The organism is Fusobacterium sp., from assembly GCF_019012925.1.
GTDB lineage: Bacteria > Fusobacteriota > Fusobacteriia > Fusobacteriales > Fusobacteriaceae > Fusobacterium_A.
In genome coordinates, this window is the sequence record NZ_JAGIRL010000045.1 from 1 (window position 1) to 20,364 (window position 20,364).

General features: G+C 31.2%; 21 protein-coding genes and 1 other RNA gene. 3 read left to right on the plus strand and 19 right to left on the minus strand.

Annotated features, from left to right (window positions below):
- Nucleotides 1-225: 225 nt before the first annotated feature.
- The 17 genes from rnpB to rpsB all read right to left on the minus strand — a co-directional run bounded on the left by rnpB (nt 226) and on the right by rpsB (nt 17,106).
- An RNA gene (gene rnpB / locus QZ286_RS08280) (RNase P RNA component class A) lies at nt 226-573 on the minus strand.
- A gap of 9 nt (nt 574-582) precedes the next feature.
- Nucleotides 583-1,170: a hypothetical protein gene (locus tag QZ286_RS08285; RefSeq protein WP_291256490.1), complete on the minus strand. Its 588-nt coding sequence runs from the start codon at nt 1,168-1,170 to the stop codon at nt 583-585.
- A 13-nt stretch (nt 1,171-1,183) separates the two neighbouring features.
- Nucleotides 1,184-1,963 (minus strand): Nif3-like dinuclear metal center hexameric protein, encoded by a 780-nt coding sequence (locus tag QZ286_RS08290; protein WP_291256491.1) that lies wholly within the window; start codon nt 1,961-1,963, stop codon nt 1,184-1,186.
- The gene (locus QZ286_RS08295; RefSeq protein WP_291256492.1) at nt 1,960-2,772 is read right to left on the minus strand and encodes a sigma-70 family RNA polymerase sigma factor; all 813 of its coding nucleotides are present in this window, start codon (nt 2,770-2,772) and stop codon (nt 1,960-1,962) included. The genes QZ286_RS08290 and QZ286_RS08295 overlap by 4 nt, the downstream gene beginning before the upstream one ends.
- 71 nt (nt 2,773-2,843) lie before the next feature.
- Nucleotides 2,844-4,172: an RNA polymerase sigma factor RpoD gene (gene rpoD / locus QZ286_RS08300; RefSeq protein WP_291256493.1), complete on the minus strand. Its 1,329-nt coding sequence runs from the start codon at nt 4,170-4,172 to the stop codon at nt 2,844-2,846.
- Between the two features lie 23 nt (nt 4,173-4,195).
- Entirely contained in the window at nt 4,196-6,016 is a 1,821-nt protein-coding gene (gene dnaG, locus QZ286_RS08305; RefSeq protein WP_291256494.1) for a DNA primase, read from the minus strand.
- A 134-nt stretch (nt 6,017-6,150) separates the two neighbouring features.
- Nucleotides 6,151-7,878 carry a peptidylprolyl isomerase gene (locus QZ286_RS08310; protein ID WP_291256495.1) on the minus strand — a complete coding sequence of 576 codons (1,728 nt, stop codon included), beginning with the start codon at nt 7,876-7,878 and terminating at the stop codon, nt 6,151-6,153.
- Between the two features lie 60 nt (nt 7,879-7,938).
- The gene (locus QZ286_RS08315; protein WP_291256496.1) at nt 7,939-9,324 is read right to left on the minus strand and encodes a sigma-54 dependent transcriptional regulator; all 1,386 of its coding nucleotides are present in this window, start codon (nt 9,322-9,324) and stop codon (nt 7,939-7,941) included.
- Nucleotides 9,325-9,466: 142 nt separating this feature from the next.
- Nucleotides 9,467-10,486, minus strand: a complete 1,020-nt coding sequence (locus tag QZ286_RS08320; protein ID WP_291256497.1) for an RIP metalloprotease — start codon at nt 10,484-10,486, stop codon at nt 9,467-9,469.
- A gap of 23 nt (nt 10,487-10,509) precedes the next feature.
- Complete coding sequence (locus tag QZ286_RS08325) at nt 10,510-11,181, minus strand: thymidylate kinase (protein WP_291256498.1); 672 nt, start codon at nt 11,179-11,181, stop codon at nt 10,510-10,512.
- Between the two features lie 3 nt (nt 11,182-11,184).
- Complete coding sequence (gene dxr / locus QZ286_RS08330) at nt 11,185-12,336, minus strand: 1-deoxy-D-xylulose-5-phosphate reductoisomerase (RefSeq protein ID WP_291256499.1); 1,152 nt, start codon at nt 12,334-12,336, stop codon at nt 11,185-11,187.
- Nucleotides 12,337-12,384: 48 nt separating this feature from the next.
- Nucleotides 12,385-13,206 carry a phosphatidate cytidylyltransferase gene (locus QZ286_RS08335; RefSeq protein WP_291256500.1) on the minus strand — a complete coding sequence of 274 codons (822 nt, stop codon included), beginning with the start codon at nt 13,204-13,206 and terminating at the stop codon, nt 12,385-12,387.
- Nucleotides 13,206-13,892 carry an isoprenyl transferase gene (locus tag QZ286_RS08340; RefSeq protein ID WP_291256501.1) on the minus strand — a complete coding sequence of 229 codons (687 nt, stop codon included), beginning with the start codon at nt 13,890-13,892 and terminating at the stop codon, nt 13,206-13,208. Before QZ286_RS08340 ends, QZ286_RS08335 begins: the two co-directional genes overlap by 1 nt.
- 141 nt (nt 13,893-14,033) lie before the next feature.
- Entirely contained in the window at nt 14,034-14,600 is a 567-nt protein-coding gene (gene frr / locus QZ286_RS08345) for a ribosome recycling factor (RefSeq protein WP_291256502.1), read from the minus strand.
- Between the two features lie 16 nt (nt 14,601-14,616).
- A complete protein-coding gene (gene pyrH, locus QZ286_RS08350) occupies nt 14,617-15,336 on the minus strand; it encodes a UMP kinase (protein ID WP_291256503.1) in 720 nt (239 codons plus the stop codon).
- A 65-nt stretch (nt 15,337-15,401) separates the two neighbouring features.
- Nucleotides 15,402-16,295 (minus strand): translation elongation factor Ts, encoded by an 894-nt coding sequence (gene tsf / locus QZ286_RS08355; RefSeq protein WP_291256504.1) that lies wholly within the window; start codon nt 16,293-16,295, stop codon nt 15,402-15,404.
- Between the two features lie 61 nt (nt 16,296-16,356).
- Nucleotides 16,357-17,106: a 30S ribosomal protein S2 gene (rpsB, locus tag QZ286_RS08360; RefSeq protein WP_291256505.1), complete on the minus strand. Its 750-nt coding sequence runs from the start codon at nt 17,104-17,106 to the stop codon at nt 16,357-16,359.
- 225 nt (nt 17,107-17,331) lie between these two features.
- Here rpsB and pncA point away from each other — a divergent pair, with 225 nt between their 5' ends.
- Complete coding sequence (gene pncA, locus QZ286_RS08365; protein ID WP_291256506.1) at nt 17,332-17,955, plus strand: bifunctional nicotinamidase/pyrazinamidase; 624 nt, start codon at nt 17,332-17,334, stop codon at nt 17,953-17,955.
- A 27-nt stretch (nt 17,956-17,982) separates the two neighbouring features.
- On the plus strand, nt 17,983-18,603 hold the full coding sequence (locus QZ286_RS08370; protein WP_291256507.1) for a hemolysin III family protein: 621 nt from the start codon (nt 17,983-17,985) through the stop codon (nt 18,601-18,603).
- An 83-nt stretch (nt 18,604-18,686) separates the two neighbouring features.
- Here the strand turns inward: QZ286_RS08370 and QZ286_RS08375 are convergent, their stop codons facing one another.
- Both QZ286_RS08375 and QZ286_RS08380 read right to left on the minus strand, forming a co-directional pair.
- A complete protein-coding gene (locus tag QZ286_RS08375; protein WP_291256508.1) occupies nt 18,687-19,304 on the minus strand; it encodes a LysE family transporter in 618 nt (205 codons plus the stop codon).
- A 44-nt stretch (nt 19,305-19,348) separates the two neighbouring features.
- A complete protein-coding gene (locus QZ286_RS08380) occupies nt 19,349-19,867 on the minus strand; it encodes a GNAT family N-acetyltransferase (protein ID WP_291256509.1) in 519 nt (172 codons plus the stop codon).
- Between the two features lie 254 nt (nt 19,868-20,121).
- Here QZ286_RS08380 and QZ286_RS08385 point away from each other — a divergent pair.
- A partial coding sequence (locus QZ286_RS08385; RefSeq protein WP_291256238.1) for a pyridoxal-phosphate dependent enzyme occupies nt 20,122-20,364 on the plus strand: 243 nt, incomplete at its 3' end.

Sequence of the window (20,364 nt, forward strand, 5' to 3'; positions counted from 1 at the left end):
GCGTTCATCCTGAGCCAGGATCAAACTCTTCGTTCAATCTATTTAACTCAGTAAAATTTACTGATAATTTACACCAATTTATTGTTGTGTTTGCATTTATTGTCTTTCTCTATTCTGTTGCTAATGTCCTTAACATTTTTTCGTACCGCTCTCTCGCGGACATAGATTATAATATCACAAATAATAATTTTCGTCAATACTTTTTTTAATTTTTTTTTAAAAAATTTGTGAAGGCATTAAATAAGCCGGGTTTTGTTTATGTTAATCATTTATCTAAGCCTATAATCTCTTATAGTTTTTAGCAACTTACCCTGAAAGCTGGACGAGCAGCCCTTAACCTTTCCTATTTAGTCTTGCTCCAGAGGGGGTTTACCTAGCTTTTTTAGTCCCCTAAAAAACTGGTGGTCTCTTACACCGCCTTTTCACCCTTACCCACTATAAAAATGGGCGGTCTATTTTCTGTGGCACTTTCCTTAAAGTTACCTTTAGCAGCCGTTAGCTGCCCTCTTGCTCTATGGAGCCCGGACTTTCCTCTCCTTAAAAAATTAAGCAGCGATTAACTTTAATACCTTCTATATATTTTTAATATTTTCTTCTGCTTACTATTTCCATCTCTTCTTTAAAACTTTTACGATATTTTATCATAAGCACTCTTATTATAATACCAAATATTACAAAAAATGCAATACCCATTCCTATAAAAAATCCATTTTTTTTCTCTTGAACCACTTCTTCTTCAACTACAATAGGCTCTTCAAACTTAATATTTTCTAGGACTCCATCAATACCAACTAGCACTTCTGTAATATACTCAGAATAATTTTTTTCTTTTAAACTTTTTTCATTTCCATTTAAAATATTGTCTATATCTTCTTGGACTTCTTCTAATTCCATATCTTTAGTCAACTTCAGTTCAACTTTTAAAGATTTCTCTTCAGGTTTTGTCAAATTTAAAATCACTAATTTTTCAGCTTTATCAGCAACAAATCCCTCATCTCCTGAAAAAGTGTTAACATATATATTTATTCCTCTTTTTTCAGAGATCTCCTCAATTTTCTTTTCAATACTTACCTTCTGCTCATCATTTAAAACTCCAAGTTCATCATTTACTTTGGCAAAAGTTAAGATATTCAATAAAAAGAAACTTAATGCTATAAGTTTTTTACTCATTCTTTACTCCTAATTAATAAATTTTAAATGTGGGTCCATCATTATAAATTATAACATCAATATTAATTTTTTCAAAGTAAGTTTTTAAAAGTCTTACAAAATGCTGTTCTCCCTCAAAATGACCTATATCTATTACAGTCAATCCACTCTCTTTAGCTTCTAGTGCCTCATGATAGCCTACATCTCCTGTTATAAAAAGATCTGCTCCCAAACTCTTAACTTTTCTCCAATAGCTCATTCCTGATCCATTTATAAGGGCCACTCTTTTTATTTTAACTTCATCACTTTCTGTTATTACCCTTAAATTTTCCAATTGAAATCTCTCTTTTAATTGAACAATATACTCTTTTAAAAGTGTTTCTTCTTTCAATTTATACAGTCTACCTATACCACAACTCTCATTTTCAGAGTTCTTATCAATGACTTTACTCTCACAGATGTCAAGTAAACTCAAAAGATAGTCATTCAATCCTCCCTGAGCTGAGTCTAAATTTGTATGTATAGAGTATACACTAATATCATTTTTTATTAAATCTCTTATCTTTTTTCCAATCGTTGTACTAAAATCAATATTTTTAATCCCTTTAAATATGAATGGGTGATGTGTTACTATCATATTTACACCATTTTTTACTGCATTTTCAATTGCTTTATCAGTAATATCCAAAGATAACTGAACTTTTTTTATCTCCTGCTTATTATCCCCTAATAACAGTCCAACATTGTCCCAACCTTCAGCCAATCTTTTTGGATATCTCTCCTCTAAACCGTTGATAATTTGTTGAGCTATCATAAAAACATCTTCCCTTCCATTGTAGATAAAATTAAAAGTGCTTGTTCAAAAATAACTTCACCATCACCTTTATTTAATCCTAGCTTCTCTTCAATCTCAAAAGTTGAATATCTTCTATCTACACCAAAACCAAAGTAGTAATTTAATACATCTATCTGTCTCTTACTTAATCTGTTTTTTAAAGCAAAGAAATCCATAGTTTTTTCCATAAGTTTTTCTCTCTTATCTATAGCTTCTAAATTCGGTAAAAGATCCTCCTCTGTCAAATAAACCTCTGATTTATCACTTTCTTCCTCTTTAGTTTTTCCAAAATTCTCTCTCTTATCTTTGAAAAAGCTTTTAAATTCATTTTTTATATCGTTTATCTTACTCTCTATGAACAGTACCATCTCTCTAACTATCCAATAATTTTTATAGTTATCGAAATCACCATGTATCTCACCTTTATAAGCTTCTATTCCCTTTATAAGACCCATTGTCCCCTCTTGAACAACATCTAAGTAGGCTACTCCCTCTCTCAAGTAATTAAAAGCAATTGAAGCCACTACTGGAAGATTTTGAACTACAAAATCCTCTCCCTCTATCTCATTTGTTAAAGTAATACTAGCTACCTCTTCTAGATAATCCAACACTGTCTCTTCTCCCAGTGTATCTAAATCCTCATCTTCCAGCTCTTTTAACTCAACTTTTGAATAATCTAAGTTTAATTCCTTTTTCCCATTTTTCTCCAAAAATTTTAAAAACTCTATATCTGATGTATACTCTGCTATTACACTTCTCTCAAAATCTAACACGTTAATTTTTTCCATTTTTCCTCCTATTATAATTTAAAAAAGAGACTGATTCTTTATTTTTATTGTATCAGCCTCTATTTTAGTTATTATACTTTAAAATCCTCTAATTTCTTTCTTCTGCTTGGATGTCTTAATTTTCTAAGAGCTTTTACCTCTATCTGTCTGATTCTTTCTCTTGTTACTTTAAATATTTTTCCAACTTCTTCTAGAGTCTTAGGTGAACCATCGTCAAGTCCATATCTATATCTCAATACCTTTTCCTCTCTACTGCTCAAACTATTTAGTACACCGTCTAATTGCTCTCTCAATAAAGATCTATTTGTTAATTCATATGGATTCAACATTTTGTTATCCTCAACAAAATCTCCTAATTCACTGTCTTCTTCACTTCCAACTGGAGTTTCCAACGAGATAGGATCTTGATTCATCTCTTGTATCGCTTTGACTTTCTCTATCTCCATTCCCAATCTTTCAGCTAAAACCTCTGGAGTTGCATCTTTACCTGTCTCCTGTAAGTATATTCTAGCTTCCTTCTTGATCTTATTAATTGTCTCTATCATATGTACTGGTATTCTTATTGTTCTTCCTTGGTCTGCTATAGCTCTTGTTATAGCCTGTCTAATCCACCAAGTAGCATATGTTGAAAACTTATATCCCTTTGTATATTCAAATTTTTCTACAGCTTTCATTAGACCAATATTTCCTTCTTGAATAAGATCTAATAACTTCAATCCTCTATTTGTATGTTTTTTCGCAATACTTACAACCAGTCTTAAGTTAGCTTCAATCAACTGTTGACTTGCCCATTCGTCTCCTTCTAGAGCTCTCTTAGCATACTCTAGCTCCTCATCATGATTCAATAGAGGAATCTGTCCTATCTCACGTAGGTACATCTTTATTGGCTCATCTACCTTCATATCTCCTGAAAGAGTGAATAAATCATCACTGATATAGTCCTCATCTCCTATATCTTCCAGATCATCAGGATTGAAATGATCAAAATCATCATCAAAATCATCCAACTTACTATCTAAAGCATCGTCAAAATCATCTTCATCTAAAAAGTCATCTTTTTCAAAACTTTCATTATCTTCATCTTTTAAATCATCATATTTTTCTTCGTCACTATAGTCCTCTTCAGGATCTTTCTCTTTCTTTTTTGTAACTTTCTTAGCAGTAGTTTCCTTAGTTTTCTTAGTTTTAGTAGCTTTTGCTAATTTTTTAGTTTTTTCTATATCCTCTTGTCTTACTATCTCAATACCTTGATCGATCATTCCTGTAATAAGCTGTTCTATCTTTTCAACAGGAAAATCATCTTTTAATCCATCATTGATCTCTTCATAAGTGATGCACTTGTTTTCCATTGCTTTTCTTACCAAGCCTAGAACCTTTTCGTTTTTTATAAACTCTCTCATTATTTGAGCCTCCTCTAAATAACTTATAGATTAATTAATAAATTATTAAAACCTTTATACAATTCTTCTATCTCATTAAATCCATTTACTTTGCTTAAATTTATCTCTATCTCTTTGATCTTTCTTGCCAACATCAATTTATCTATTATGTTTAGCTCTTTTGTCCCATAGAATCCACTATTTATCTTTACATAGCTCTCATCTATCTCCTGTTTAAACCAAGAGATAAAGCTCTCTCTCAATAGTTCCTCTATTTTTTTCTCATCTGAACAGTCTTCAATAACAGTACATCTCAATAGGTTCCACTGTTCTAATTCCTCATCTTTCAGATCATACTCTGTGGCAAAAGTTGAAATTATGTCTATACTGTCCTCTTTTTCTAAATAATCATATATTTTCTTTCCAATTGATGTTTTTATCTTTTTATCCTTAAAATATCTAAAATAATCTCTATTTACAAGAACTAAAAACAGGGTATCTCTTTCCAATCTGTCCAAAGCGACAAATTTTTCCCCTATACTTATATTTACTAAATCATCTTCAAATTTCCTTGATTTTTTTCTATTTTTATTTATTAAAATCTCTTTAAGGGTATCTTTTTCTAAATTAAGATTTTTTGATAATTTATCCAAATACAGCATTTTCTCAAGTTCTGTATCAATACATTGGAAAAAACTTTTAAATCTATTTACAAAATTTTGTTTAGACATAATACTACTAAAATCATACTCTTTTGAATAGTAGCTGAATAAAAAATCAAATATCTCTACTGAATTTTTTACACACTGTAAAAATCTCTCTTTTCCATAAGTTTTCAGATATTCATCTGGATCCTTTGCTCCATCTAGTTGTAACACTCTAATATTAAATCCCAAACTCTTTAAGATCAATCCTGCCCTCTCTGTTGCAGACTGACCTGGAGCATCTGAGTCAAAAGAGAGTATAACATTGGAAGTATACCTCTTTAAAATTGCTCCTTGTTCCTCTGTCAAAGCTGTTCCTAGAGGAGCTAAAGCTACATCAAAACCATAGATATTTGCTGACAAAACATCCATATACCCTTCCATCAGCATTGTATAGTTTTTCTTTCTTATTATTGAGCTTCTCTCCAATCCATACAAATTCTTTCCCTTCTTAAATATTGGGGTATCTGGTGAGTTTATATATTTTGGTGTCTCCTTATCCTTTTCAAGAGTTCTTCCTCCAAAAGCAATAACCTCTCCTTTTATAGAGTAGATTGGAAAAATTATCCTATTTCTAAAAGCATCATAATTATTTCCATTATCCCCCTCTTTTGTCAATCCTAATAATATTAGATCCTTACTTTCATACCCTTTACTTACCAGATAATCAGTTAAGTCGCTCCATCTATTTGAAGCAAATCCCAGTCCATTATCTTTTATTATTTTTGGATTGATAGCTCTATTGGATAGATACTCCAAAGCTGTTCTTCCCTGAAGAGAAAAGATATTATCTGTATAGTATTTATGAGCCTCGTCCATTATTTTATAGTATTTATCAAAATTCTCACTACTTTTACTTTTACTCTCTAACTCTTTTATTGGAATACTATATTTTTTAGCTAATTCATCTACAGCTTCCATAAAAGATATCTTTTTGTACTGAGAATAAAAAGAGATTGGATTTCCTCCAGCCCCACACACAAAACATTTACAAATATTTTTGCTTGGACTCACCATAAATGAGGGAGTGGTATCAGAGTGGAATGGACATAATCCCTTATAGTTTGCACCAGATTTTTTTAGCTCTACAAATTCTCCGACAACATCTTCTATCTTTAAAGAATCTATCAAGAGGTCTATATCTTCTGATCTATATCTCATTTTCCCTCCCTCTCATTTCTATTATAATTTTAATGTTATTCAGCTATATAGTATAATATATTTTCTGAAATAAAGCAAATAAAAAAATCAATAAAAAAGAGAGCAACCAATTATGGTCATTCTCTTTTTTCTATTTACATATATTTCTTCATTTCCTCTTGAGCCTTACTATTTAAGTAATCCTCTTTTACTCTATCCTTAACATCTTCATACTTAGCTTTTTTATATTTTACATCCTCAGTTTTATTGAAAATATAGATTTCGTTATCTATTTTTAAACTTTCCACTTTATTTAATGGAGCGTCTAATATAGTTTTTGCTAACTCCTCATTATAACCAAGTCCTGAAATATATCCAGCATTGTTAATTCTAAAGCTATTATTTTGAACTATATCTGTTCTATCCTTTGAGATATTTTTAAATTCTATCTCTTTATTTTGTATTTTTTCTCTTAAATTCTCAATATCTTTTTCTTTATCTTCAACTGTTTTCTTAGATATTTTAGGTGAGATTAAAATATGACTAGCTTTTACTTTATTCTCTTTTTCATTTTTATCCTCAACTAAAATCAAATGATATCCGAAAACTGTTTCTACAGGTGTAGGATATATCTTACCAACTTCACCTTCAAAGGCTGCTTTTTGGAATGGTTCTACCATATCTCCTTTAGAGAACCACCCTAATTCTCCACCATTTCCTGCACTTGGTCCTGTTGAATACTCCTTAGCTTTCTCTTTAAAGTTTTCTGGAGTAGCTTCTTTTAAGATATCTTCAGCTTGTTTTTTAGCTATCTCTTTGTCTTCAGCAGAAGGTTCTATCTGAACTTTTGCAATTTCAGCTTGTGCACTTGGGAAAATATCATATTTTAAATTATTGTTATTAAAATACTCTTTTAATTCCTCATCTGTTGGTTTAATTGTTGATTTTATATTGTTAAATAGCTCTCTTTGGAATATTTCAAATCTATACTCTAATGGTAGATCCTCAGGTACTACTATTCCTCTTTTCATAGCTTCTTTAGCTATCTTTATCTGATTGTCATAGTACTCTCTAACTTGAAGATCAGCCTTCTCCTTGTCTCCATTAGTTACATATAGAGCATTTAACATCTTCTTAGCAAAATCAATATTTGTTACCTTAAATCCATCTTTATCTATCTCTACTTTTGCTAATAATTCTTCGTACTCAGGAGAAACACTATCTATTTTTACTTTATCCTTACTTTTTTTCAATAGAACTAAGTATTCTTCCATTCCTTTTTGCTCTTTTAAGTTATTTATAACTTGATCTCTCACTTCATCTAGACTCTTACCATCATATAGAGTAGCAACTCCATTCTCATACTCTCTTTGGATCTCTTCATCTGTTGGAACTACTCCCTCTTTAATCTTTTGGAAAGTCTTTTCTATAAGAATATTATTTTTTATATCCTGTTTAAATGTCTTCTTAGTATATCCTTGTGCAGCTAACATTCTTTTAAACTGTTCCTTGTTTCCTATAGATTTCTCTATTGAATCGTATTGAGCATTAACCTCTTTATTTGGAACTTTAATATTTAACTCATCAGCTATCTCCAATGTTAAATTTCTATTGATAACTTCATCAAAAGCTAATACTTCTATCAGCTTTTTATCTAACTTATCTCCTAAAAATCTTGAATACCCCTGTACCAAGTTATTTTTAGTTCTTTCCACTTCCATTTTTGAAACCTTTTCTCCATCTAATTTGAAAGCATATACATTTGATCTATCATATGAACTTCTCATATTCATATATGCTAACATTCCAGATGAAAGTATAAATAATACTGTTATGAACCAAATAAATGGTTTTATATGTTTACGAAATTTTCTTATTGCCATTTTTCTATTCAGCAGAGCTGTCCCCTTTCATAGTATTAATAGTTTATTGATAAATTCTTTCTATTTAAAATCTAAACCATATTTTCTAATTTTTTCATAAAGAGTAGTTCTTCCAATTCCTAATAGTTTTGAAGTCTCTTGCTTATTCCATCTTGTTTTTTGAAGTGCAATTGCTATTACTACCTTCTCAACATCTGCTAAGCTGTATATCTCTTGCTCTAGAATATCTTTTAATGGTCCAACACCTACTACAGTTTTGTTTTCTACTGTGTCAGATTTCATTTTGATCTCTAATGGTAAATCCTCTACATCTATAACTTTATCAGTTGAAAGTATTACCATTCTTTCGATCATATTTTTTAACTCTCTTATATTTCCAGGATATGAGTATTCCATTAAATATTTCATAGCCTCTCCTGAAATTACTGGGGTATCTCTATGTAACTCTCTTACAACTTTATTTAAGAAGTAGTTTGCTAATAATGGTATATCCTCTTTTCTCTCTCTTAAAGGTGGAACCTCAATAGGGAAAGCTGTTAATCTGTGATATAGATCTTTTCTGAATCTTCCCTTTTCAGTTTCCTCTTTTAAATCCTTGTTGCTTGAAGCGATAAATCTTACATCAACTCTTCTTGTTTTATTTCCACCAACTCTTTTTAACTCTCCATACTCTATAACTTTTAAAAGTTTAGCTTGGCATCTTATATCCATAGCTGAAATATCATCTAAGAATATTGTTCCTCCATCTGCTTCCTCTAAAAGTCCTCTTTTACTTGAGTTTGCTCCTGTGAAAGCTCCTCTTTCATAACCGAATAACTCTCTTTCCATAGCCTCTTCACTCAATGAAGCACAACTTACAACTATGTAGTTATTCTTTCTTCTATCACTTTTTTTGTAGATCTCTTTTGCAACAATCTCTTTTCCTAATCCATTTTCTCCTGTAATTAATACAGCTAAATCACTCTCTGCAACTTTTTCTACTAAATTTTTTATATCTTTAATTCTTGAAGATTGTCCAACTATTTCGCTATCTTCCTCTAAACTTGCTAATTTTTCCTCTAATTTTCTCTTCTCTTTTAATATCTCTAAATTCTTAATAGCTGGTAATATTACTCTGTTCATCTCTTTTAATTCTACAGGTTTCATCAAGTAGTTGTAAATATCTGCATTTTTTAACTCTTGAATAGCTGTCTCAGTTTCATCCTCTAATAATCCAACTACCACAAAATCCTTTCCTAATCCACTTAATTTTCTCTTTGCTTCAGCAAAATTAAACCAAGTTAAATACTCGTCTAAAAGAATTATATCAAAATCACTCTCTCTTAACATATCTAGTGCGTCTAGTAAGTTGTTAAAAGTTATTATTTCATAATGTTCTGATAATTCTTTTCTTATTTGTTTTAAAGTTTCTTTTCTCTCTGAAATTGCTAAAATAGCATTTTTCATATAATACCTCCGTAACTAATTTATAAATAAACGTATTTTTTGACTACATCTTATACATGTATTATAATAGATTATTTGTATTTTTTCAAGACTATTTTTTTTATTTTGCACATTTGCCCAATTTTAGGGCATCTGTAAATTTTTATTTGACTAAATTGAAAATATCATTAGTTGTAATGAAGATAATTAGTCCAAATAATACAAGCATTCCTACCATATGAACTCTCTCTTCCAACTTTTTATTCACCTTTATTCCTACCATCTCTAGTAACACAAAAATTATTCTTCCACCATCAAGTGCTGGTAGTGGTAATAAATTTAAAACTCCCACATTAATTGATAGTAATGCCATTAGCCACAACACTATCCCAAGCCCATCTCTCGAAGCTTCTCCAACAACTTTTATTATTCCTATAGGTCCACTTATCTCCTTGGCTTTTACTTGACCAGTTATCATCATTTTTAGTCCTGCTACTGTGTCTTCTACTATTTTTACTCCACTTTTAAAAGTCAGTTCAGTAGCTTCAATTACAGAAAACTTTTCTATGGAATACTCTGGCAGTATTCCTAGCATATAATTTTTAGTGTTTGCATCATATGTTAAAGGTACTTCTAACTCCTCTATTTTTCCATCTCTCTCGAACTTTATCTCAACTTCATCAGCTTCTTTTATTCCCTTTAACTTTTCACTAATATCTTTCCAGCTATCTATCTTTTTTCCATCAATCTCAATTATTCTATCTTTAACTTTTAGGTACTCACTTGATTGAGCCTCTTTAAATATAGTGCCAATTATAGGTTTCTCACTTATAATTGGTTTTCCATTTATGTAGATAGAGCTAAACATAATAATAAATGCCAACAGAAAATTCATAAAAACTCCTGCTATCAACACTATAAACCTTGCATAAGCAGGTTTTGAATTAAATCCATCTTCAAGTTTGCTATCCACTTCCATTCCCTCAATATTTACAAATCCTCCAATAGGAATCGCTCTGAAAGAATAGGTAGTTTTGATAGTATCATAGGAATAAACTTGTGGTCCCATACCTATTGAAAACTCACTTACAGGCATTTTAAAAAATTTTGCTGTCATAAAATGTCCCAACTCATGAATAAATATAATTATCCCCAGTACTAAAATTGCTATTAGTATCTCCATTATTAATTCTCCTTACTTCTTAGTTAAATTATATCTCTCACAATTGAATATATCTCTTCTCCTATCTCTTCAATTGTCTTCAATCTTCCCTCATCAACACATTTTATCTCTTTCCACTCATATTTTCTAGCTATCTCACAAGCATTCTCATATGATTTTTTTAAATAATTGGTATCCTGTTCATGGATATCCTTTTTCTCTTCGCCTGTTATCTTATTTTTTCTCTCTGCCATCAATTTAACTGCCATCTCAGTTGGCATATTCAAAAATATAACCAAGTCTGGAGCGGGAATATTCATCTTTTTATATTCTAAATCTTCTAACCAATTTAAATACTCCTCTTTCTTTTCCTTATCCTCTATCTTTGATGCTTGGTGAACCATATTAGAAGTTGTATATCTATCTGTTACAACTACTCCTTCACTTTTATAGAAACTCTCCCATTCCATTTTGTATGAGGCATATCTATCTATTGCAAACATTGTAGATACAGGATAGGGATTTATATCTAAAGCCTTATCTCCAAATGCTCCAGCCAAATACATTTTTACTGGCTCACAAGCTGGACTCTCATAGTTAGGAAATGACAGTTTTTTTATCTTAATACCATCTCTTTCCAATCTTTCAAACAATCTCTTTGTTTGAGTCTCTTTTCCACTTGAATCTGTCCCCTCTATTACTATTACTCTTCCCATCTCTTACCTCTCATAATTTGAATATACCCATTCTCTTGTTTCTCTATCTACAGTTTTTATCAATTCAACTCCATCTATCTCAAGAGGAGTGTGTCTCTCCATAGCTTTTTCAATTATCTCATAAATAGTTAAAAACTTTATCTTTCCCTTTAAAAATAGCTCAACTGCAACTTCATTAGCAGCATTCAAAACAGCAGGCATAGTTTTCCCTATCTTTCCAGCTTTAAATGCCAACTGAATACCTTTAAAAGTTTTATGATCAGGCTTTTCAAAGGTTAAAGTTGAAACCTTCATAAAATCTAATGGTTCCATAGCTAAACTCTCCTCTCTACAAGGATAAGTGAAAGCATATTGAATTGGTAATTTCATATCTGGAGCTCCCAATTGAGCTATAACCGCTCTATCTTTAAACTCTACCATTGAATGTATTATACTCTGTGGATGTACCAATACCTCTATATCATCATAATCTACACCAAATAGCTCATGAGCTTCTATTACTTCTAGTCCTTTATTTACAAGCGTTGAAGAATCTATAGTTATCTTTTTTCCCATTGACCAGTTAGGATGTTTTAGAGCCTGTTCAACACTTACATCTCTAAGTTCCTCTTCAGTTTTTCCTCTAAAAGTTCCCCCACTTGCTGTGATTATTATTTTTCTTACCTCTTTTTTAGCTCCCCCTAGCATTGATTGAAATATTGCTGAATGTTCACTGTCTACAGGAACTATCTCCGCTTTTGGATTCTCTTTCAACAATCTATTTATATATGGTCCTGCTGCTACCATTGTTTCTTTATTTGCTAAAGCAATTCTTTTTCCTCTCTTTATACCTTCAACAGTAGCTTCTATCCCAATAGCTCCACTAACTGCAGTCAATAGTATATCATAGTCATCTTTTGAAGCTAGTTCCTTCAATCCCTCATCTTTTAAGTAAACCTCAATTTCAGGAAATTTTTCCCTTATCTTTTCATAGCCTTCATCTGTTCCAATAGACACATATTTAGGTTTAAACTCCTCTATCTGTTCAATTAATAATTTATAGTTTCTATGTCCACTTATTCCCACAACTTGAAATTTATCCTGAGATTTTCTAACTACTTCAAGAGCATTTGTTCCTATACTTCCTGTTGATCCCAATATTATAATTTTTTTCATAAACTCCTCCTTGAAAAAAAGTGGGTAAGTTACCTCACCCTTTTTACACTACAATATGATAAATTTTAATAGATAATACATCACTGGAGCTACGAAAAGCATACTGTCAAATCTATCTAAAATCCCACCATGTCCTCTCAACACAGTTCCAGAATCCTTTACTTTGAACTCTCTCTTGAACATTGACTCTCCCAAATCTCCAATTTGAGCTACTCCACTAATAAATATTCCCAATATAATTATATTTATTAGAGACATTCCACCCTCTACTAATATAAAATATCTATCCAATAAAAATAGTGATATTATTGTAAAAATTGTTCCACCCAATGATCCTTCAATTGATTTCTTAGGACTTATACTATTAAATCCTCTTTTAAAAAACTTTCTTCCAATAGCCATTCCTACAAAATAAGCAAAACTATCACAAACCCATACCATTATTTGAGCTGTTAACAACCATTTTCCTCCGTTTGGTAAAAAGCTTATTAAAAGCACATGAGAAAAAAGTATTCCTGTATATAGAGCTCCTAATACAGTATCTCCCAAGTCAGCACTAGCATCTTCTACTCTATTTTGAACAACTCTTGTTCCTATAGCTAAAACTGTTGCTATAGCCAATACTCCCTCTACTCCCAAAGAGAGTGTTCCAAGTTTTTCAAAAAATAGTATATTAGGAATTAAAACTGCCATCACTATTCCCAATATTTTATTTGGATTCTTTCCACCTATCTCTGACATCTGATAAAATTCATAAGCTCCCATTCCAACTATAATATTTGTAAATATCAAAAGTGGAAATCCACCGTGATATAATACTCCCACCAAGATTGGAATACCTATTAGAGCAACTATTATTCTACTTAGCATTATTTTACTCCTCCAAAACGTCTATCCCTTTTTGTATAATTTTCAATTGCTTTATCCAACTCATCCTCGTTAAAGTCAGGCCATAAAGTATCTGTTATATATATCTCTGAATAAGCTATCTGCCATAGTAAAAAGTTAGATATTCTCAATTCTCCACTAGTTCTAATTAAAAGCTCTGGATCTGGTATATCACTATATAAGTATTTAGAAAACTCCTCTTCATCAATTGAATCTTTTCCAGACTTTAAAATCTTATTTACAGCATCAACTATCTCAGCTCTTCCACCATAATTGAATGCTATATTAAAAGTTAATCCTGTATTATTTTTACTTTTTTCTTGAAGATTATCTATAGCTTCTAAAAGAGAGTTACTAACATTGTCTTTTCTCCCTGAAACCATAAATCTAATATTATTTTCCATAATATTCTTCTCTTCGTTCTTTATATAACTTTTAAATAGAAACATTAAAGCACTTACCTCTTCTTGACTTCTCTTCCAGTTTTCAGTAGAAAAGGCATATACAGTTAAATATTTAACTCCTAACTTAGCTGCATATGTTATTATTTTTCTAAGGGCTGCTGCTCCCTCTTTATGTCCAAAAGTTCTAGGCAGTCCTCTTTTTTTTGCCCATCTTCCATTTCCGTCCATAATTATTGCTATATGATTTGGTACATATCTCTCCATATTTTCACCTCACTATACTTCGTAAATTGTACCATATTTACACAATTTTTTCTACTAATTTCTTTTTTCTGCACAATATAAAATAAGCAACCATTAAACTTGTAGTCTAATGGTTGCTTATTTCTTACTCAACTATTTTTATTAAACAGTTGTTATCTCTTTTTCTTTTTTAGCAAATAACTCATCAATCTCTTTTATGTGAGCATCTGTTAATTTTTGAATTTCAGCTTCTAAGTTTTTAACTTCATCTTCAGAGATAGGATTTTCTTTATCTTTTAATAATTTTTTAAGATCATTATTTCCATCTTTTCTGATGTTTCTTACAGCTACTTTTCCATTTTCAGCTTCTGATTTAGCCATTTTTACATACTCTTTTCTTCTGTCAGCAGTTAATTCTGGCATTACTAATCTTATAACTTTTCCGTCATTGTTTGGAGTTAATCCTAAGTTAGCTGCGATTATTGATTTTTCTATTTTAGCTATTAGTGATTTATCCCAAGGATCGATTACTAATAATCTTGCTTCTGGAGCTGAAACAGATCCTACTTGATTTAAAGGCATCTCTGATCCATATTGCTCAACTTTTATTCCATCAAGCATAGAAACACTTGCTCTTCCCGCTCTTATTGATGCAAACTTATATTTTGTTGCTTCAACAGCCTTTCCCATTTTATCTTTACATAAACTTACTACTTCTTTACCTGTCATAAAATCCTCCTAATAATTAATCAGCTATTACTGTTGTTCCTATTTTTTCTCCCATTATTACTCTTTTGATATTTCCCTCTGTTAAAGAATCAAAAACTATAATAGGTAATTTATTTTCTCTACATAATGATATTGCTGTTGCATCCATTACTTTAAGATTTTTATTTAGAACTTCTGCATAAGTTACTGTTTCATATTTTACTGCGTCAGCATATTTTACAGGATCTTTATCATAGATTCCATCTACTTTTGTAGCTTTTAATACAACTTCTGTATTCATCTCTATAGCTCTCAATGCTGCTGCTGTATCAGTTGTAAAATATGGATTTCCTGTTCCTGCTCCAAATATTACAACTCTTCCTTTTTCCAAGTGTCTTTGAGCTCTTCTTTTTATGAATGGCTCAGCTATTTTAGGCATCTCAATCGCTGTTAATACTCTTGTTTGTACACCTAATTTTTCTATTGAGTTCTGAAGTGCCAATGAGTTTATAACAGTTGCTAACATTCCCATATGGTCTCCTGTTACTCTATCTACTCCTTGAGTTGCACCTGACAACCCCCTAAATATATTTCCTCCACCTATAACTACTGAAACTTCTACTCCTAAGTCTGCAATCTCTTTTATTTGCTTAGCATAAGATGAAATTACGTCAGATGAAATTCCGAACTCCTGTTCTCCCATTAATGCTTCTCCACTAAGCTTTAATAAAACTCTCTTATAAAACGGCTTCTCCATAACTCCTCCTAATTTGATTTTTTAAAAAAATGGGATGCTGTTGCATCCCATTATACTGTTAGCTATTATCCTTTGATTTGAGCTGCAACTTCTTCTGCGAAGTTCTCTTCTTTTTTCTCGATTCCGTCTCCAACTTTGTATCTTGTATAAGATAATACAGTTGAAGGTGCTGCGAATTTAGCAACAGTTTCTTTATTTTCTGCTCTTACGTAGATTTGGTCTACTAAACAGTTCTCTTCATAGAATTTGTTCATTTTTCCAACTAGGATTTTCTCAATAATTTGAGCTGGTTTTCCTTCAGCTTCTAATTGTTTTCTAGCTATCTCTTTTTCGTGCTCTAAATCAGCTGTTGTTACTTCAGACTCATTTAGGTATTTAGGATCCATAGCTGCTACGTGCATAGCGATATCTCTAGCTTTAGTTACATTCTCTTCAGTAGCTTCTCCAGATAGTTCAACTATAACTCCTAATTTTCCTCCTAAGTGGCTATAAGTAGCTACAAAACCATCTTTAGCTTCAGTTTCGTGGATTCTTCTGATGTTCATGTTTTCTCCGATTTTTGCGATTAAATCAGTTACTGCTTGAGCAACAGTTTTTCCAGCTTCTACTTCTGTCTCATTTAAAGCTTCTATTGTTTTTACGTTGTTTGCAATAGCAATTTCAGCTAATTTCTTTCCAAACTCTTTAAACTCTACGTTTTTAGCAACGAAGTCTGTTTCAGAGTTGAACTCAATTAGTACAGCTCTTTTGTGATCTGCTGATACAGCATCAAATATTAATCCTTCTGCTGCAACTCTTCCAGCTTTTTTAACTGCTTTAGCAATTCCTTTCTCTCTTAAGTAGTCAATTGCTTTATCCATATCTCCGTTATTTTCTTGTAGTGCTTTTTTACAATCCATCATTCCAGCACCAGTTCTCTCTCTTAGTTCTTTAACTAAACCAGCTGTTATTACTGCCATTTTTTCCTCCTAATAAAATTTTATTTTATTAATTTATGCTCAACAATCAGATGAGTAAAAATTACTCAGCTGATCCTTCTTCTACTACAACTTCTTCTTCAGTAGCAGGTGCTTCTACTACTTCTTTACCTTGGTTTCCTTCAACTATAGCGTTAGCCATTACAGATGAGATTAATTTTACTGATCTTATAGCATCGTCGTTTGCAGGAATTGGGTAAGTTATTAAATCTGGATCTACGTTAGTATCGATCATTGCGAATACAGGGATTCCTAAGTCAGAAGCTTCTTTTATTGCTAAAGTTTCTTTTTTACAGTCTACGATAAATATAGCTGCTGGAACTTCTTTCATATCTTTGATTCCGCATAAGTTTTTAGATAATTTTGCTAATTCTTTTCTGAAGTTAGCTGCTTCTTTTTTAGTGTAAGCAGTATCTAAAGTTCCGTCTGCTTCCATTTGCTCTAACTCTTTTAATCTTTCTACTCTAGTTTTGATAGTTGCGAAGTTAGTTAACATTCCTCCTAACCATCTGTTGTTTACATAGTACATTCCTGATCTTTCAGCTTGCTCTTTTACAGCTTCTTGAGCTTGTTTTTTAGTTCCTACGAATAATACTTTTCCACCTTGCTCAGCAATCTCTCTCATTACTGCATAAGCTTCTTCGATTTTCTTTAAAGATTTGTGTAAATCGATTACGTGGATTCCGTTTCTCTCTGTGAAGATGTACTTAGCCATTTTTGGGTTCCATCTTTTTGCTTGGTGTCCGAAGTGAACTCCAGCTTCTAATAGTTGTTTCATTGTTATTACTGCCATTTTTTCCTCCTAATAGTCTTTTGGTTTTTCTTCCATCAGTCTCAAAACTAAGCAATCTTTATAAAAGACACCTGGCTTAGAAATAACTGATGTGTGTATTTCACAACGGTTCATTGTATCATATTTTTTAAAAAATGTCAATAATTTCAATATATACTTATCTGTTTTCTAAAAAAATGGTATAATATTAGTAGTGTAATTTAAAAATATTTGGGTGGAGGAATTATGAAAGCTTTAATACTTGTTGATTTACAAAATGACTTCTGTAAAAATGGTGCTCTTGAGGTAAAAAATGGAGATGAGACTATTTCTGTTGCCAACTCTCTTATAAATAAATTTTCTCAAGAGAACAATTTAATTTTAGCCACAAAGGACTGGCATCCTAGTTCTCACAAGAGTTTTGCTATCAACTCTAATGGAACTATTGGAGAAATTGGAACTTTAAATGGGATTCCACAAGTTTGGTGGCCTGTACACTGTGTTGAAAATACAAAGGGAAGTGAATTTCATCCTAATTTAAACAAGGATCTAATATCTACAATAATATATAAAGGAACTAATCCTGAAATTGATTCATATAGTGGATTTTTTGATAATGGTAGACTTAATGAAACTACTCTAAACTCCATATTAAAAGAGAATAAAATTGACACTTTATATATTTTAGGATTAGCTACAGATTTCTGTGTTAAATTCACTGTTCTTGATGCTCTACAACTTGGTTATAAAGTATATCTTGTTGAAGATGGTTGTAGAGGTGTCAATTTAGAAGCTGATTCCTCTACTAAAGCGATTGAAGAGATGAAAAATTGTGGGGCTACTATCGGAAAAAGTATTGATTTATTATGATCAATTATTTGAAGGAGGTGCTAAATATTGGAGATTTCAAGAATTGAGGAATGGGTTAACTCTATGACTCATTATTTCGGTGTAGTTTTAGCTTTAATTGGTACTGGAGCATTATTGATACATACCTTACAGAGTGGCAACATTGGATATCTTATAGGATCTATGGTATTTTGTTGTTCCCTTATTCTACTCTATACTATGTCTGGTACTTACCATATTTTACCTATTGGTAAATTTAAAAGAATTTTCAAAATTCTTGATCACTCAGCTATATATGTTTTAATATCTGGCTCTTATACTCCCTATCTATTAGGATTCTTTGATGGCAAAATAAAATGGGTTCTTTTTTTTATACAATGGGGAATGACATTGATTGGGATTGTTTTTAAAATCTTTTTTGCAGGTAGGTTCAGATTTCTTTCAACTTTAATCTATTTATTTATGGGTTGGATGATAGTATTTGTTTTTGATGATCTAAAAACTTTTGTCAGCCCTATTTCCATAAAATTCCTTATCTGTGGTGGAATAGCCTATTCAGTTGGAACAATTTTCTATGGAATGAAAAATATTAGATTTATGCATGGAGTTTGGCATATCTTTGTATTAGTTGGAAGCATATTTAACTATCTATCTGTATATTTTATTTAATGTAATTATTAAAAAAAGGGAGAAAATTACTACAATATCAACTATTGAATGTAATTTCTTCCCTTTTATATATTTGAACTATTTTAATATCCCTTTATCATCTCGATAAAACTATATAGCAATTTTATTCCATATAAAACTATTACTACTCCACACACTCTATTTATCCAAGTTAAAATATTGTCTGTAAATTTACTCTTAAATATACTTAAAAATAGAGTCAATCCTAAAAACCAAGTAGCTGAAGCACTCATCACTCCTATTATAAAATTTACTCCTTCCTCTGGTAATAAAGATGCTCTAAATGCCCCCAACATCATACTTCCATCTATTATTGCTTGAGGATTAAACCAAGTTACAACACAGGCTGTTGTAATAACTTTTTTCAAAGGTATATTGACATCTGCTGTTTTGTCCATAACACCTTTAGACCTTATCAAACCATACCCAATATAGATTACAATAATACTTCCAACTAAGAGTATTCCTAGCTCTAAAATTTTAGACTTTTCCATTATTGCCCCTACTCCCAAAAAACAGGCTAAAGCTAAGGTAATATCAAAAAATATAACTATCATAGCCGTTATAACAGCCCTACTTCTCTTCTGTACCAAAGCTGTATTGATAACAAATAGATTCTGTAACCCTATTGGAGCAACGTAAGCTAATCCCATAGTAAAACCTTGTAGTAAATATTTCATCTCTTCTCCCCCCTCAATATTTTCCTTACTCTATTTTACCATATTTATCTTCTTATTTCCAAAACTAGATCCTGTTTTGTTGAATAATCTTTTGTTCCTACCCTTTTAAATCCTAACTCTTCATAAAGCTCTATCACTTTAATATTTTCAACACTATTTGTTGTTTGTATCCTTATTATGAAATCTCCATCTAAATATTTGTAACATTTTAAATTATCTATAAAATATCTCAGTAGACTTCTACCCAATCCCTTACCTTTTAATTCTCTTGAAATTGCCACTTCATTTATATAAAAACAATTTTCAGAGTAGAGTTTACTCTCCTCTCTTTCTCTCTCATACCCTATCAATACCCCAACAACTCTCTCTTTATCCAAAAGCACAAGACTATACTCCCACTTTCCATAAAGCACTCTTTCTCCCTTCTTTTCTCCTAAAATGTCTTCCAATGTATAGTGAGAATTTGGTATTAACTTTAATAGTTCTAATATCTCCTCTTTTTTTCTTTCCATCAAAGATTTATCCAATATTTTTAATTGATACTCACCAATTTTCTTTAACATATTCCTACCCCTCATATTAATTTTTTCAAATTTTATATTATACCATATTTAAAATTATTTTTAAAGAGCAAGTTTTTTATAAATTATGTTTATTAGTTAATACTTTAGTTACTATAAGCTTTATTTAATTTGGTTTTCTTATGCTCCCTATTCAGTTTCACAATAAAAATAACTCTCTGAAAATTTTACTTTTATCCAATTTTGTTCTATACTTCAGCTATACAAAGGAAAACAAATTTTAAGGAGTGATATATATGAATTTAGCAAAATTTCCAAGAAAAAGATACACTGTAGGAACTACTCCTATTGAAAAATTAGAAAACTTCTCTAAAGCTTTAGGGGGTCCTACTATCTACATAAAAAGAGATGACCTTTTAGGACTTACTTCTGGGGGAAACAAAACTAGAAAACTTGAATTCCTTATGGCTGATGCTATCGCTAAAGGTGCTGACACTATCCTTACTTGTGGTGCTGTACAATCTAACCACTGTAGATTA

What these genes read in the sequence shown, in the direction of transcription:
- QZ286_RS08285 (WP_291256490.1), bottom strand. Translation starts at nt 1,170, where the DNA reads ATGAGTAAAAAACTTATAGCATTAAGTTTCTTTTTATTGAATATCTTA.
- QZ286_RS08290 (WP_291256491.1), bottom strand. Translation starts at nt 1,963, where the DNA reads ATGATAGCTCAACAAATTATCAACGGTTTAGAGGAGAGATATCCAAAA.
- QZ286_RS08295 (WP_291256492.1), bottom strand. Translation starts at nt 2,772, where the DNA reads ATGGAAAAAATTAACGTGTTAGATTTTGAGAGAAGTGTAATAGCAGAG.
- rpoD (WP_291256493.1), bottom strand. Translation starts at nt 4,172, where the DNA reads ATGAGAGAGTTTATAAAAAACGAAAAGGTTCTAGGCTTGGTAAGAAAA.
- dnaG (WP_291256494.1), bottom strand. Translation starts at nt 6,016, where the DNA reads ATGAGATATAGATCAGAAGATATAGACCTCTTGATAGATTCTTTAAAG.
- QZ286_RS08310 (WP_291256495.1), bottom strand. Translation starts at nt 7,878, where the DNA reads ATGGCAATAAGAAAATTTCGTAAACATATAAAACCATTTATTTGGTTC.
- QZ286_RS08315 (WP_291256496.1), bottom strand. Translation starts at nt 9,324, where the DNA reads ATGAAAAATGCTATTTTAGCAATTTCAGAGAGAAAAGAAACTTTAAAA.
- QZ286_RS08320 (WP_291256497.1), bottom strand. Translation starts at nt 10,486, where the DNA reads ATGGAGATACTAATAGCAATTTTAGTACTGGGGATAATTATATTTATT.
- QZ286_RS08325 (WP_291256498.1), bottom strand. Translation starts at nt 11,181, where the DNA reads ATGGGAAGAGTAATAGTAATAGAGGGGACAGATTCAAGTGGAAAAGAG.
- dxr (WP_291256499.1), bottom strand. Translation starts at nt 12,336, where the DNA reads ATGAAAAAAATTATAATATTGGGATCAACAGGAAGTATAGGAACAAAT.
- QZ286_RS08335 (WP_291256500.1), bottom strand. Translation starts at nt 13,206, where the DNA reads ATGCTAAGTAGAATAATAGTTGCTCTAATAGGTATTCCAATCTTGGTG.
- QZ286_RS08340 (WP_291256501.1), bottom strand. Translation starts at nt 13,892, where the DNA reads ATGGAGAGATATGTACCAAATCATATAGCAATAATTATGGACGGAAAT.
- frr (WP_291256502.1), bottom strand. Translation starts at nt 14,600, where the DNA reads ATGACAGGTAAAGAAGTAGTAAGTTTATGTAAAGATAAAATGGGAAAG.
- pyrH (WP_291256503.1), bottom strand. Translation starts at nt 15,336, where the DNA reads ATGGAGAAGCCGTTTTATAAGAGAGTTTTATTAAAGCTTAGTGGAGAA.
- tsf (WP_291256504.1), bottom strand. Translation starts at nt 16,295, where the DNA reads ATGGCAGTAATAACAGCTGGTTTAGTTAAAGAACTAAGAGAGAGAACT.
- rpsB (WP_291256505.1), bottom strand. Translation starts at nt 17,106, where the DNA reads ATGGCAGTAATAACAATGAAACAACTATTAGAAGCTGGAGTTCACTTC.
- pncA (WP_291256506.1), top strand. Translation starts at nt 17,332, where the DNA reads ATGAAAGCTTTAATACTTGTTGATTTACAAAATGACTTCTGTAAAAAT.
- QZ286_RS08375 (WP_291256508.1), bottom strand. Translation starts at nt 19,304, where the DNA reads ATGAAATATTTACTACAAGGTTTTACTATGGGATTAGCTTACGTTGCT.
- QZ286_RS08380 (WP_291256509.1), bottom strand. Translation starts at nt 19,867, where the DNA reads ATGTTAAAGAAAATTGGTGAGTATCAATTAAAAATATTGGATAAATCT.